Raw genomic sequence first — 14598 nt, 5'->3', positions numbered from 1 at the left:
TCCCTTAGCCCCGAAGCACTAATTCCTGATAGATGGTTACAACAAACGATACAATCTGCTGTACAAGACTGAAGAATAACAGGCACAGAAATGCCATAAACGCCATCGCCACAAGTGTCAGCAGCATCGTGAGCACCGTTTTGGCTGGTGTGTACTGATGAACCGTCATATTCCCTACAAATAACAGATATACCGTCCACGCAATGGCAAGTGCATTGGAGAAATAATAAAAGGCAGTTTCCTGCGCAGAGATCACAAGACTCAGCCAGATCCATGGAAAATGAATGAGTAACAACGGTACCAGTGCAAAGCACGTTGACATGAAAATCTCGGAGAACTTGCCTTCCCCGTCCATCAATGTGGTTAACGACCAGTTAGCCACACACCAAAACAGTACCGGTATAATGACATATAACATTTCGAGCAGACTGTTCAGGTACTTTGGATTACTGAGATTAATGAGAAAACCGCTGTACTGGGCATGCAAAATTTTGGTGATGACCAGAAGCACCAGGATCATGAAAGCAATCAGCAGTGAGTTTCTCTGGTTCCGTTCATACTTCAATTCCCAGTATCCGTCAAACGGATGAAAAATCAGATGCAGCGGGTACTGGTATAGTTGCTTACTTGATGCCTGCATTCGTAGTCCTCCTTTTCTGCCTGCGAACGATGATGACGGTGACAATCGCAGCGACAGCCAGGAATATACCGGACATCATCCATGAAAAATGCTCACGCATCAGCTCTTTGCGGTACAAAAGAAAAGCTTTGGAATACCCTTTGGGCTCCATGCTGCGCTTGAAATATTTCGCAGACTCGGCGTATTCCTTCTGACGAAGCAATGCTTTGCCAATTCCCGCATACGCATATTCCAAGTTAGCGTTCATCTCGGCAGCTTGGGCAAACAGCACCGAAGATTGATCTTCATCACCGTTATAGTAGCTGCGCACCGCTTCGTGGAGTGTACGTCCGTATTCAGTTGTTTGAAAGACGGTGATTTCACCCAGCGCTTTATCCAGAACTAACATCCGGTCTCCCGCACGTTCCAGGGCAACAGGTGTATTAAACTGGCCCAGCCGGTTCCCGATGCCCCCATAAATATGGAGCAGATATCCGTCTCCATTGTAGGTGAAGATTCGGCCCTTGCTGGAATCCAGTACGGAATACATGTCACTGTCACCCACATCCACATCAATCAGGCGGGATGGCCCTGCTTCCTGGGTATACAGCAAATCACCCTGCGGAGTCTGATAGCCTTCTCTGCGCAAAATGTCTGTACCCTGGGCATTCAGCTTCTTGACCGGATCTTTGCCGCGATCCCCGCTAGTGGCGTAGATGAAGCCCTCTTCATCCATATCCAGATTGGTAAATTCCGTTGGAGTGAACATCACCATCTGGCTCCGCTGCTCCCGTGTTGCAAACCGTTTCCACAGATACTCCACCGGGTCCACCTGAACTCTGTTCGCTCCAATGAAGGAAGAGAACGTACCATCGGCGCTGAACTCCATGAATCCATCAAATACGCCTTCGGCCATGACGTAGATACGCTCCCCTTTGTCCATAACAATCCGCATCGGTTTAAACTGGAAGTCTGCTTTTAACAGATCCGATTTTGGTTCAGACACGATCTTGACCAGCTTCCCCTGTTCATCCAGATGCACCACCCGGTAATTATCCGAATCAGCGACCAGCAGATGGCCTTTTTCCGTGACGTACAATCCCTGTGGATTTTTAAAATGATCTTCCTTGCCTTCCTGCTCAAATGAATCAATCGTCCGTACCAGCTTGAAGTTGCGATCCATCTCAATGATGCGGCCATTGCCCGAATCGAGCACAAAGACGTGCTGATTGGCGGTAACATGCATGTCACTTGGCTCTTTCATAGGAGTTGTGTTCAGCTTCTTGCCGGTGATAATGGTTGTTGCCTCATATGCCGCCGGTGAAGGAACTGCGTCACCCCAGAAGGAATAATGATACGCATCCGTTTTACCGTCTGCATTCACGTAGGGCGCCTCTTGAACGAACAACAGGAGGCAGATCATGCCCATGATGATCGATTTACGTTTTTTCCATGTGCTTCTCCGCACCTCGCTGCCTCCTTTCTACTCTTTCATGCCCGAAGTGGCCATCGTCTGCATAACACTGCTCTGAGAGATGATAAACAGAGTGATCGGTACAATCATCAGCAGCAAAGCAACAGCCGCACCTACACCAGCTCTTGCAATCCCTCCCTGCACAATCTGACTGAGCGCATAATGCAGCGTTTTGAGATTTTCACTGTAAATGAAACTCCCGCCATCCGTTCCCCATAACGCTGGAAACTGCAGGATCATGAGCGTGAGCCATGCCGGCTTCACATTGGGCATCACGATGCTCCAGAATATCCGGTATTCATTGGCTCCGTCGATTTTGGCTGCCTCCAGCAAAGCATCGGGAATCTGCTCCATGAACTGTTTCATCAGGAAAAGTCCCAGTGAGAACGCAAGTGATGGCACAATAATGGACGCATGAGTGTTAATCCAGCCAAGCCAGGACATGACCATGTAGTTCGGAATCGCCGTAACATGCGGCGAGAACATCAGGGACAGAATGACAATGGTGAACAACACTTTGGAACCCGGAAAACGATATTTCGCCAGCGGATAAGCTGCTGCAGATGCAAGCAGGATATGCCCCGCTGTGCCAAGTATCGTAATGAGCAAAGTGTTGGCAATATAGCGGGATAACGGCACCCACGAATTGCCCATGAGATTGATCAGATCGGCAAAATTCTCCGTTGTCGGATTGTTCACCCAGAAGCGCGGCGGGAAAATAAACAGCTCATCCAGCGGCTTGAATGCATTGTTGACAGCATAGATGAGCGGAAGCACCATAAAGGAGCCGAACACGCCCAGCAATGCAAATAACATCAGGCTGACGGTAAATGACCGATTAAGCCTTTTTGGCATGCCAAACACGGCACGTACTTTGCTGGTCATCGTCATTCACCTATCTTTCTAAGCATTTTTTGCGTGAAAACGTTTGTACCCAGCATCAGGGCAAACAGAACCGTTGCGATGGCCGAGGCATAGCCCATCTCGAAACGAATGGTTCCGAAGTCCATCAGATGTGTGACAACTGTGTGTGCCGCATAGTTTACGCTCGGGAAACCTGCCAGTGCGATGGAGATCTCAGCTACGGCGAAGGAAGCGGTAATCTGCATTACCGCACCAAACATCAGCTGCGGTCTCATCGAAGGCAAGGTGATGTACCAGAGCTCCTGCCAGCGGTTTTTGATCCCGTCTACGGTTCCTGCTTCAACCAAAGAACGATCAATGGTTTGCAGTCCTGCAATAAAGGCCAGGAAGCTGGTTCCCAGGCTCAGCCACAGCTGTACAATAATGACGATTGCCAGTACATACTTCTCGTCTGCGAGCCATTGGATCGGTTCCAGTACGACGCCAAGGCGCATCAGGAATCCGTTCATATACCCGTAGCTGTCACCCGAGAAGATGATCAGCCAGATGAAAAAGACGTTGCCCGATATGGATGGGGCATAGAAAACCAGCGTCATGACCGCCCGAATTTTAGGAGACAGCTCATTGATGATCCACGCAAACAAAAAGCAGGCTATATAACTGAGAGGGCCTGTAATTACGGCAAAAAGCAGCGTGTTTTTGAGCGCGATCAGAAATACGTCATCGTTCAGGAAAAGCCGGGAATAGTTCTGCCAGCCGACAAATCGCGGCAGCTCCAGCATATTGAAGTGAAAAAAGCTGAGCCCGAGTGAAATGCCGACCGGAATGACAGTAAACATGAAAAAAATCAGCATAAACGGTGCCATCAATACGTAATAATGCCTGCTGAGATACAGATCCCGCTTCAATAGGGACCACCAGCCGACCTGGCGGGTATGGACGGCAGGAGCGGCGGCTGTCTTGGTAGTTTTAGCTTGCAACCGTTACCCTCCCTTTCCTCTATTTCAGATTAAATTCCTTGCGTTTCAACTCTATTTCATCATCAATGTACAAGACATAATCCGATAAGGCTTCACGCGGATTTTCATTAGCATTGACCACTTTGCGGAAGGCGTTGTCCAGATGTCGTCCCGTGAAATAACCTCCAGGAAGCTGTGGGATTCCCTGTACCCATTCCCATTGTTTCTCGAGATTTTGATAATCCTTCACAGGCCAAGGCAATTGCTTCAAGGCTTCGATATTGGCCGTCGGGTAACGGGCAGCCGCTCCCATAAGACCTTCCATTTCTCTCCCATATTCAATCTGGGTCTGCTCAGCAGTCCACCACTTCATGAACTTCCACGCCGCTTCCTTGTTGTCAGCATTTTCGAGCATCATCACCGCGCTCGTAGCGCTGGCCACTTCATGCCGTATGGACCCATCCGGAAGCTGTGTACCCGGAACAATCGTAAAGTCCCAGAGATTGCGGATTTCCGGAGCCATAACCGTCAGCATGTTATACGTGGTGTAATCAGCAATCCCGATCGGCATTTCCCCTGTACGGAACCGGTTCGGAAAATCGGCTTTGAGCGGAAACTTGTAATTGGTATAAAATTGCGTCCAACGTTTGAACGCGTCCATTGAAATCTCCGAATCCAGTGCACTTTTCTTCTGGTCTTCGGTGTAGAACGTTCCGTCATTCTGATATAACAACATCGCAAAGGTTGAATTCGGAACCAGGTTGGCATTGTTCAGCGTATCCTCTATAGGCAGATAAAACTCCATGTTATGCTTCTGCAGCACGGCGATGGCGTTATATACGTCTTGCCACGTTTTTGGCGGCTCGAGGCCCAGTTCATTCAGAATATCTTTGCGGTAAAAGAGCATTGGAAAATGTTGCTGCTCCGGAAGGGCATATACCCCGTCGTTGTAGCGGTAAGGCGTCAATCCGCTTTCACGGAACCTGCCCGAAATTTCCTCGAAATCGGGGAACTGGCTCAGATCCGCTGTTGCATTCCTCATCGCATAGTTCACCGGAATGTCTTCGCCCATCTGCATGGCTACATCCGGTCCTTCCCCCGAGAGTGTTGCGGGCAGCAAAATATTAGGCGGAACGAGACGTAACTGCACGGACACATCCGTATCCGGGGTAAACGAATCGTCGATCATGCCTTTCAGTACTTGGGCCTGATCTCGTCCGGTTGTGATCCATACGGTGATGGCATCCTTCTTTTGTTCCACGTTACCAATGCTGTCGTAATCTTCGGTATACGAGGCAACATATGCACCCAGTTCGTGCTTCACCTGCTGGACGGTGCTCGCTTCCGCTTTTGGCAACGATTCACCCGGCGGAGATACGACAAGGTAATCCAATGTAATCGGCTGTTCACGTACCGATAGAATCCATGTGCCGAGACCACCTACGTTAATTTTGAACGTATCCAGCCGTTTGGGAACCGTCTCTGGTCTGGCCGCCATATCTTCAAGCTGCAATACCATGGCGTGAAGTACGGCCACTTTGTCACTTTGCTCACCCGTGGCCTTTTCCAGGTAATCTGCAACGGAACGCAAGGTGTCAGCTTGTCGTTCAAACACCTCCGTCATCTCTGGAATACGCCGTTCCAGCTGGTAATCCCGCAGTGGGTCCGGACTGTTGGAGGTGATCATTAATATTTTGCGATACATCTCATTCAGTTCCAGCACGCTGGATTCCACGGTCCGAAGTAGCGGAGCGATGTCGCCAAGTGTAACTGTCATTCGGATTCGGTGTTTCCCTTTTTCAAGATGAAACTGATATGGCTTATCCTCTCCCGAACCCAAGACCTGAGTTTGCCAAGCCGGGCTGTAGTTAAATCGAATGCGTTTCAATTCCTTAAACGGAACTTCGCCGTTAATCGTCAGACTGCGGGTGGCATATATGCCACGCAATTGATCCTGTTTCACCTTAAGCGCCAGTTGATACAGTCCGTCTTCAGGCACGTCAATTTCCCATTCAATCCATTCGCCCGGCAGTTTCCAGTTAATGCCCCCGATGGCGTTCATCCGAATTTTCGATACATTATAAGGCTCGAGTGAAGGACTTGATCGGTCCGAGATTGGTGCCAGTGTAGGAGATGATTTGCTAACAGCTTCCTCCCCCTGAACTTTCAGCATGACAGGAGCCGATTGTTTCAAGCCAAGTGAGGCATAGGTTTGCTCCAGCTCTGCATAGGAAGGAACTTCGCTTTCTTGATATAGCTCAATATAATCGATCGCCATGCTTTCTCTTAATGAAGTAAGCGATAACTTCTGACTGCCTTTTTCAAAATAAAACTGAAACGGTTCCTCAAAGTACCCTGCGCTGTCCTTGAAGGAAGTCAGCTGCCATTCGGGCTGTTCCACTTGTCTTGGTCTAAGCTCGTTGCCACGATCGTCCTGCCGGACGTTGTCCTCGCGATTCCCCCATACCCTGTCAAACAGAAGAATATCGGCCCCTCTGAACGGGACCTTACCATTAAGCTCAAGCCTGCGTTCGATCCCGGAGCTTTTGCCTTCTACGGGATAATAGTGAATGCGAATGTTGTACAAACCGCTCACTTGAACGGGAACATCCCATCGAATGGTTCCAGTTTCCGGCGTAATTACGGCATTTCCGTCTAATCCGGCGTACCCTTGCACAACCTCAAATTCTCCATCCTCTGCCTGAACATAAGATTCGCCTTCGATGCGTACAATTTCATCCGGTTTGGCCGTATTGTCATGAGCAGTCAGATAATGCTCATAACTGAATGAATCCTCGGTTCCCGATACCGCCTCAAAGTCCTCAAGCGCATGTACCGTTCCCGGATTACGATCCCGCGATGGATATAGTGTCCATATGGAGAGCACCAAGGCCAGGACAAGCACCAGGATTAGTCCCTTTTTCTTACGTGACCGCATGTTTGAATGTATCCCCTTTCCTGTAAGCGTTGAGAGAACTGAACGATTGACTAACCCGGACAGACCGCACCTTCATTGGTGCGTTCTGCCCGTGTAACGTGATACTTATTTGTAAACCTCATCAATCGCAGCCTGGAAAGGAGCCTTGTATTTCTCGATCAGCGTAGATACGGATACCCCTTCTTTGAGTTCCCCATCAAAATCCCAGAACGGCAAGGACGGGAATGTGTTATGGTCGAGAACCAACATACCTTCCGCAACCTCTCTGGCGTTGTTGATATCTGCTTCATCGGTCAGATGTGTCTCCAGTGTGGATTGTCCCGGATACTCATAGATCGATTCGATCTCATTAATTTTCTCCCAGATGTACATCAGTTGTTCTGGATTCTCTACCGCTTTTGGAATCGTTATAGCTTGGTAACGTGACTCACCGGAGTGATACGCTGTTGCACTTGGACCTTTTGGAAACGGTACAAAACCAATATCGTAGTCCTGCATATCCGTCATAATACCTTCGACTTCGTACATGGCACCTGAATACATCAAGGTGTTGCCTTGACGGAAGAACGTGGATGGCTCTGTCCAATCGCCGCCCTCAGAAGCTCTGCCGACCTTCTCGGTAGCCAGTTTGGACAGGAAGTTCAACGCTTCTTTTGTTTTTGGATCTTCCAGGTTCTGCTTATCCTCTTTGGTCAGAGAAGCCTCGTTGGAATACAGAATCGGTTCCAGCAAGCCCGTTTGAGCGAGTCCCCAAGTGTCTAGCTTGCCATCATTGTTTCGATCTTTGTTCGCTTGCTTGGCAACGCTGATAAACGTATCCCAGTTCCATTCATCGGCATCCACATACTCCTGAAGTGGCTTCAAGCCGAGCTCTTGCATGAGTGTGCGATTATAGAAAATTCCGTTGATAAACGAGGACTGGTCCTCGGTAAAGCCGTAACCTTTGCCTTCATACTGCATGTATTCTTTGGTTGTTTTCTGATTAAATACCTTGTCGTTTTTAATATAATCATCCACCGGCCATAACAGATCCTGTTTGGTCAATGCCGGAATGGCATAGTTTTTGCCCAGTCTCACCAGATCGCCAAGCGGTTCACCGGCCATCAGGGAAGCAACTACTTTTTCCTGATATTCACCAAAATCGATGGAAACATATTCAATATTAAAGTTGTGTTTTTTCTTCAGCGCTTCGAGATTCTCAAGGCGTTGAATGTTGTCCGGGTTGTTCCCCTGTATTTCCATGTCCCACCAAGCAACAACCTTGATCGTTCTGCCCCCCATGTCAAAGTCCATTTCTGGCGTGGAGTTTTCATTCTTTGACTCGGTTTCCGCGGGTTTTTGTTCCTCCTGTGGTGTTGTCTTTTCCGGCTCGGGTTGAGCGGTAGGTGCAGAACTGCATGCAGCAATTACCAACAAGACCGCAAATACCAGGCTCAGTAGCATGAACTTGTTTTTTCTCATCGTCTTCCCCCCTGATTGTCGTTTGCTATCACAGTGTATCGTTCAAATGAAAGCGCAAACAACCTGCCGAAATACAGATGTTTACCCGGGCTGAATATAGATTTGCGTAATTTTGCACGAGCAAAGTGCATTATAGGTTTTAATTGGTAAAGAAATGCACTGTCTACAAAAATATGCACATTGTATGCGCTTTCTTTTATTACCATAATGAAATTAAGTCAAATTTCAGTTAATCTAGCGCATTACAATTCAGCAGAAGGTGAGGTATTGCTTCATGTATGATATTTTACTTGTGGATTTCAGCCGTCGTTTGTGCGGAGAGTTGCAACAGATGTTGCTACGGAGCAAAGCTCAATATACTATCGCAAATTGTGTGTTCTCATCGGCCGAGGCTTTGACCGCATTGTCAGAACGAGACTTTTCCCTTGTTATGGTACATACAGAGAGGTTTGATACCGCGGGGCTCTGGTTATGCAATGACATTCGAAAAAAAAGTCAGATACCTATCCTCCTGATGGGTGGAAGAGATCACTTCAGGTTTGTACGCAAAGCCCTGACGTATCAGGTAAATGATTATCTCCCGTATCCTGTTAGTCCTTCTTCTTTACTTAACAGTCTGCATGGACTTAGATCCCACCTTGAAACCGACCCGGCACACAAAACGTCGTCGTTCTTCAAAACACCCGTTCAAATGAACGGTAAACCCATGCACTCCAGTCATGTTATTCGTATCGTTAAGGCCTATGTACGGGATCATCTGAGTGATGAAATCACGCTGAAGAAGATCTCTGACATGCTTCATTTTAACTGTGCGTACCTTGGACAGAAGTTCAAGCTGGAAGAGAAGATGTCTTTCAATGATTATATGCTCCAGCAACGTATGGAAAAGGCACAGCAGTTGTTGTCTTCCACGAATCTGCGAATATATGAGATTGCTATTGAGGTAGGTTATAAGGATATTGATTGGTTCTATAAAAAGTTCAAAGCGTATGCCGGATCGAGTCCCAATGCTTATAGAAGACAAAAAATCCACACGGCCTAAAGGTGGGTCGCCGAATCGGCTTGTTTATCAATTAGATAATAACCACAAAAAAACGCAGGATGTATTCTACTTCCTGCGTTTTTTTGTGGTTGTTTGGGTTTGGTCAATTCCAGAGTATTCACCGTTAACGTACCAAAAGGGATTCCCGGTATTCTTGGGGAGTCATTCCCGTTATTTTCTTAAAAAGTCGGGTAAATGAATGGGCAGCCTCGTACCCCACTTGAAGTGCGACCTCACGCACCATAAGATTTGTGTTCTGAAGCAATTCTTTGGCTTTCCGTATTCGGCAGTCGTCAATGAACTCTGACACGTTTATTCCCATTTCCTGCTTAAAGAATCGCGACAGATAGGATGGATTAAAATGATGAAGTTCTGCCAGTCTCACCAGAGAGAGATCTTTCTCCAGATTCTCCTTGACGTAACTGCATAAGGAATGAATGACAACGTTAGCGCGTTCCTGTTCATTTGATCTTTTGTAGCGGACTAATTCATCAGCAGCACGATATAGAAATTGTACTGCATCCTTCATGCAGGTATACTCCCCTAAGTGTAGCAAGCTTCGTTGATCCGGGATTTTCTGTTGAAGACCCCAACGATTGATCGTTGAATGCAATAATAATGCCAGATTGTAGTATGTCTCCATGGCACGTTCCATCGTAATTTCCTGTTGCAGCAGTTCTCCTGCAAGCTCCTCAAATATATCGTAAAATGGCTGAATTCGTCCCGTTTCCAAATATCCTGACATAATCTCGATCCGGTTTGAGATCCGCATGGATTCTTTGGGTACATCAGATGAGAGATCATTACGATGATCCGTGAGTACCATGGATACACCATCCCCAATTTTCATCCACTGGAGTAATCTCAGACGTTCATATTGTTTGGTTAACTCGGACCAATTGCAACTGCGACTACTTAATGAAAAAGCAATGGATACGCCGAGTGAGACCATGCATGCTTCCTGTACCAGTTCCAGTGTACCTTCTAGAAATCGCACAAGTTTATCATTTGTCATCTCTTCCTCCTGCTTCGGCTGAAGCAGCCAGATCGTATCCCCATAATGGTCCGTTACACTTGCGCACACTGTACGCTCATTCATCAGAGAAGAGCCGATAATGCGCACAGATTCTTGGACTTGTGTGAGGTCCGAACCTTTTTCTGGCAAATTATTGAACCGACCCAGTATGAGATACACAGGTGAGTTGTTCTGTAATCTTATATCTCGTTTGAATAATTCGTCCTGCATATCCATAGTAGAATCTATAACCGCCGTACAGTCTTGAAGTAACTTCCGCAAATACTCTTTTTGCTGTATCAGTGCAAGCTGCGAATTGACTTTATGAGAATGTTCCAACAACTCGACCATGCTGTGACTTTGCCGGATCTCTTCCATCACATCTTCTACAACAGACATCACCTTGTCATAACCTTCCGTTTTGAGCAAGTAACGCACATTAGCCATCTGAAAAGCTTGATATGCATAATCAAAATCGCTATGTCCTGTCAGAAAAATGACGCGACAATTCGGCCAACTGGCTTGAATCCGCTCTGTCAGTTCCAACCCACTCATGCCCGGCATACGGATGTCCGTTAGAACAATGTCGATTCTCGAACGTTGCATCCAGGACAATGCTTCTGTTGCAGAGTAGGCCTTACATACATCAAGCTGTTCGGGTATATGTCTGGCGAACGTTTCATAGAGACTATCCGTAATAATCTCCTCGTCATCTACAATCAAAAGTCGATACATTCGTTTTCCCCCTCTTTCCACTGGATTCGAATTGTGACTTTTAACCCTTGCAGTTCACTTCTGGATAGAAAAAGCCCACTTCCTTCTCCATACGTCAGGACCAGACGTCGATGAATATTTATTAACGCGGTCATTTCGTCTGTACCTCCGTCCTTATGCAAGCGTTGTTGAAGAGTTTGAATGTGTTGCTCTTCCAGCTCATTTCCATTATCCTCTACGGTGATCTCGGCATATGCACCTTCCATATTAAACCCAATAATTAGAAGACCGGAGTCCGTATTCTTTTCAAGGCTGTGTTCGTAGGCATTCTCAATAATAGGTTGAATAATGAGTCTGGGAACTTTAATATGTTCCATCTCAGTAGGTAGTGACCCAAAATCAACTTTGATTCGTCTGGAGAATCGTAATTGTTGAATCTCTGTATAGATTCGTGAATGCTCAACTTCCACTTTCAACTTCACATGATCTGTTTCATTCCGCGTAATGAACCTGAAATACTCTCCGAGCATGTTGGTGAATTGCTCAATACGTTCGGTTTCTCCTGTCCTTGCCAGTGAATTCAGAATAAAGAAGCTATTGTACAGAAAATGAGGATTAATCTGCGATTGAAGCTGTTTCAACTCGGCCCGCTGCATCATCAATGTTTTCTTAAAATCTCGATCGATAAGGGATTGAAGATTTTCAATCATTAGATTGAAACGGGTGTAGAGGAAGCCGAATTCATCCTTTCGGTTATGCGCAATGGGGACATCAAGCATGCCTCCCTCCATTTTTTTGAATCTTTTCACCAACAACAGCAACGGGATATGAATTAACTTGTAACTTGAATAGAGATACGCCGTGATGGCAACAAATGATGTAATTGCAAACAGCCAAGCCCAATGATAGAACTTGCTAAGTGGCTTCGTAACAATTGCCTCGGGTAGATATGTAGCTACGGATAAGCCCAGGGAGTCCATATGCAACTGACTAACATGGTACATCGTGTCCCCCACCTTCATCCGAAAGCCATCAAGTGTACCCTTTACACTGTGCTCACGGTAATTCGCGAGAATAACACTAGCTTGATGTTTATCTGTGATGGCATGCCCTGTTTTGTCCTCAATCAGAAACGTTGAACTCTCCGGGTACAAATTAAGCCGTGTGAGTTCATTCTGAAAATGGTATGTATCCAACTCCACCTGAATGACAAAAAGCGGGGGTTCTCCTCTCGTGCCTGTCAGCCTGACGGCACTTAAGTTCAAGGCGTCCTCTTTCACAGTGAAACGTGTACCTTTTCCTTGCATGCCTGAACTGAAATATAGGTAAGAACTTTTATCGAAATCATCGATGCCTTGGATCGCGGATATACTTTTGCCAACAGAAGGGATATGTACATGAACGTTTTTGATATAAGCAGTGCTATTCTTGAATGAAGCGAGTCGTTCAGTCAGGTAATTTAATGTATCACGCCGCTCAACCTGATCCATCATGTCCCAGAGAATGGCTAGACGATTGAGTTTTCGATCCTCAACGATATCAAACTGCTGTAATTCCATCCATTCTATCTCTCTGTTCAATTCCACCACATATTGGTTCAACCGTCTTTCCGTTGACAACGATATTTCCTGACTTGCATTGTCATAACTCCAATGATACAGATACACGCCAAGAAGAATAAGGGGGAGTACAAATACCAGATAGGTGATTATTAATCGCGCAAATATACTGTTAAACCATGATTTAGCAGGGATCTTGATCAATGCATTCACCTCCAATGCCAAAGGCTGAGTGGGTTCCTTGTAAGAATAAAGTGAACATTAGCGCTCCTTTGGCTTGCTGGCGCGAAACCACGCGTTAACCTCCGATGTGATCTGATCTCCCCCCAGCTTGCGCCAGTTCTCAACGAATTGATCAAACTCATCTATCGACCTGCCTAGAATAATGTTCATATAGGCTTCAAGCTGAAGATCCCGAAGAATAATTTGTCGATCAACCATTGTATCCGTAATTCCGCCCGTGAATTGATCATAGAGAAGTTGGCCGTTCTTCTCGTAAGAATCTGCAATGCTAAAAGCACCCGAAGGCCCATAGGTTTGTTTCCAACCCCAGCCGCTCTCTACATCTTCCAATTCATAGGCCACAATGCGTTTGTGAATGGCGAGAGCTTCATTCTGCAGAGCCGAGAAGTCTCCTGTACTTCTGGCATCACGAATTTGTTTGTATGCATCTATATTTTTATTACCGGGAAAAGGAGTTACCGGTGAAAGCATCCACACAGCTCGGGAGTCGTCATTGTAGTATGTTTCATACTGTGCCTGATCCCCCCAGTTGATGTCCAGATGCAGATTCATGAGCTTTACAACAACTTCCGGATTAGAGAATCCCTTTTTTACAGCAAAGTATTGCCCAGTGTTGGAACGTAGCGGTACGAACAGGCTCCGGTCCGACTTGGCAACAATGGGATATGCCTGCCATTCTACATCTATATCTGTATCTTTATCACGGGTGCTCTGAAGCATAAAGGATGTCCACTGTTCGCCGTAAAGCATCCCTATTTTTCCATCTTGAACTAGACGAAACGCCTTGTTTCCACTTTTATAACCAAAATCCGGATCAAGTTGGCCTTCACGATACAACGTTTGCAGTACTTTCAGAGCCTCCCGAACTTCAGGCTGTATACCTCCATAAGTGAGGTTTCCTTCTGCATCTTTAACCCATATATTAGGGTAGGCACCGTAGCCAGACATGAACCCTGCAGCTCCCATAACTGGATCCCATAGATGGTTTGTTAGCGCAAGTCCGTACGTATCATGCTCTCCGTTCCCGTCGGGGTCCTCCTCTGTAAACGCTTTCGAAACCTGGAGAAGCTCTTCTATCGTTTCAGGCGGCCGTAGCCCCAGTTGCTCCAACCAATCGGTTCTAATCCACAAGTACTGCGCTGTCTCAATGGAGGAAGATGATTCGGGAATAGCCATGAGTTTGCCATCAATGGTTGCCGCATCAAATGCGCCTCTTCCCTCCGCCTCCAATATACTCTTTGTAAGTGGGGAAGCATACTCTTGGTACACATGGGTTAAATCTTCGATCATTCCAGCGTTGCTCAGTTGTCTAAGTTGATATGGATTAACTTTCACTACATCTGGAAAACGTCCTGCAGCAAGGGATACACCCAACTTCTGATTGTATACATCCCCATTAGCAGTCCAGTCATAGTGAATTTGAATACCTAGCTCTTTCTCGTACAAACGAGTCCAGCGATTATCCAGTATCGTCTCACCAGGTAACTGACTAATCATGCGCTCAAGGTCATCTCCCGTTTCCCTGACAAAAGAGACCACGATGGGAGGAGAATACCTCTCAAACGTAGCGGGAAATTGAATCTGCTGCCCATCTTGCTGCGGATGATGTTGTTTGCTATTACCTTCGGTATGACCTGCTGGTATGGATACAGCAAGGAACAGAATGAAGGTCCATCTTGTTATGTCCAGACATCTCTTATACATGACGAC

General features: G+C 46.6%; 10 protein-coding genes. 1 reads left to right on the top strand and 9 read right to left on the bottom strand.

Annotated features, from left to right (window positions below):
• Positions 1 to 4 precede the first annotated feature (4 nt).
• The 6 genes from NSQ20_RS16200 to NSQ20_RS16175 form a co-directional block, all read right to left on the bottom strand.
• Positions 5 to 640: a YIP1 family protein gene (locus NSQ20_RS16200; protein WP_036615901.1), complete on the bottom strand. Its 636-nt coding sequence runs from the start codon at positions 638 to 640 to the stop codon at positions 5 to 7.
• Positions 624 to 2087, bottom strand: coding sequence for a hypothetical protein (locus tag NSQ20_RS16195; RefSeq protein ID WP_340032964.1), 1464 nt, complete (start codon positions 2085 to 2087; stop codon positions 624 to 626). The genes NSQ20_RS16200 and NSQ20_RS16195 overlap by 17 nt, the downstream gene beginning before the upstream one ends.
• A gap of 15 nt (positions 2088 to 2102) precedes the next feature.
• On the bottom strand, positions 2103 to 2978 hold the full coding sequence (locus NSQ20_RS16190; RefSeq protein ID WP_026081082.1) for a carbohydrate ABC transporter permease: 876 nt from the start codon (positions 2976 to 2978) through the stop codon (positions 2103 to 2105).
• Between the two features lie 2 nt (positions 2979 to 2980).
• Positions 2981 to 3937, bottom strand: coding sequence for a sugar ABC transporter permease (locus NSQ20_RS16185; RefSeq protein ID WP_036615906.1), 957 nt, complete (start codon positions 3935 to 3937; stop codon positions 2981 to 2983).
• Between the two features lie 19 nt (positions 3938 to 3956).
• Positions 3957 to 6854, bottom strand: a complete 2898-nt coding sequence (locus tag NSQ20_RS16180; RefSeq protein WP_340032963.1) for an extracellular solute-binding protein — start codon at positions 6852 to 6854, stop codon at positions 3957 to 3959.
• 105 nt (positions 6855 to 6959) lie between these two features.
• Complete coding sequence (locus NSQ20_RS16175; protein ID WP_340032962.1) at positions 6960 to 8315, bottom strand: extracellular solute-binding protein; 1356 nt, start codon at positions 8313 to 8315, stop codon at positions 6960 to 6962.
• 274 nt (positions 8316 to 8589) lie between these two features.
• Between NSQ20_RS16175 and NSQ20_RS16170 the strand changes: the two genes are divergently transcribed.
• Positions 8590 to 9357, top strand: a complete 768-nt coding sequence (locus NSQ20_RS16170; protein ID WP_047842955.1) for a helix-turn-helix domain-containing protein — start codon at positions 8590 to 8592, stop codon at positions 9355 to 9357.
• Between the two features lie 124 nt (positions 9358 to 9481).
• On the opposite strand, the gene NSQ20_RS16165 is transcribed toward NSQ20_RS16170, so the two are convergent.
• The 3 genes from NSQ20_RS16165 to NSQ20_RS16155 are packed head-to-tail and all read right to left on the bottom strand — an operon-like array spanning position 9482 to position 14592.
• The gene (locus NSQ20_RS16165; protein ID WP_076253035.1) at positions 9482 to 11107 is read right to left on the bottom strand and encodes a response regulator; all 1626 of its coding nucleotides are present in this window, start codon (positions 11105 to 11107) and stop codon (positions 9482 to 9484) included.
• Positions 11092 to 12849, bottom strand: coding sequence for a histidine kinase (locus NSQ20_RS16160; RefSeq protein ID WP_036615921.1), 1758 nt, complete (start codon positions 12847 to 12849; stop codon positions 11092 to 11094). Before NSQ20_RS16160 ends, NSQ20_RS16165 begins: the two co-directional genes overlap by 16 nt.
• A 57-nt stretch (positions 12850 to 12906) precedes the next feature.
• Positions 12907 to 14592: an extracellular solute-binding protein gene (locus tag NSQ20_RS16155; protein WP_340032961.1), complete on the bottom strand. Its 1686-nt coding sequence runs from the start codon at positions 14590 to 14592 to the stop codon at positions 12907 to 12909.
• Positions 14593 to 14598 lie beyond the last annotated feature (6 nt).

The sequence above is a fragment of the Paenibacillus sp. FSL K6-1122 genome (genome assembly GCF_037977015.1).
Classification (GTDB): Bacteria; Bacillota; Bacilli; order Paenibacillales; family Paenibacillaceae; genus Paenibacillus; species Paenibacillus amylolyticus.
The sequence above is the reverse complement of the archived record's forward strand: the minus strand, read 5'-3'. Positions and strand labels throughout refer to the sequence as shown.

Bases quoted from the DNA above. Each gene is read 5' to 3' on its own strand.
- NSQ20_RS16200 (WP_036615901.1), bottom strand. From the start codon at position 640: ATGCAGGCATCAAGTAAGCAACTATACCAGTACCCGCTGCATCTGATT.
- NSQ20_RS16155 (WP_340032961.1), bottom strand. From the start codon at position 14,592: ATGTATAAGAGATGTCTGGACATAACAAGATGGACCTTCATTCTGTTC.
- NSQ20_RS16175 (WP_340032962.1), bottom strand. From the start codon at position 8,315: ATGAGAAAAAACAAGTTCATGCTACTGAGCCTGGTATTTGCGGTCTTG.
- NSQ20_RS16165 (WP_076253035.1), bottom strand. From the start codon at position 11,107: ATGTATCGACTTTTGATTGTAGATGACGAGGAGATTATTACGGATAGT.
- NSQ20_RS16180 (WP_340032963.1), bottom strand. From the start codon at position 6,854: ATGCGGTCACGTAAGAAAAAGGGACTAATCCTGGTGCTTGTCCTGGCC.
- NSQ20_RS16190 (WP_026081082.1), bottom strand. From the start codon at position 2,978: ATGACCAGCAAAGTACGTGCCGTGTTTGGCATGCCAAAAAGGCTTAAT.
- NSQ20_RS16170 (WP_047842955.1), top strand. From the start codon at position 8,590: ATGTATGATATTTTACTTGTGGATTTCAGCCGTCGTTTGTGCGGAGAG.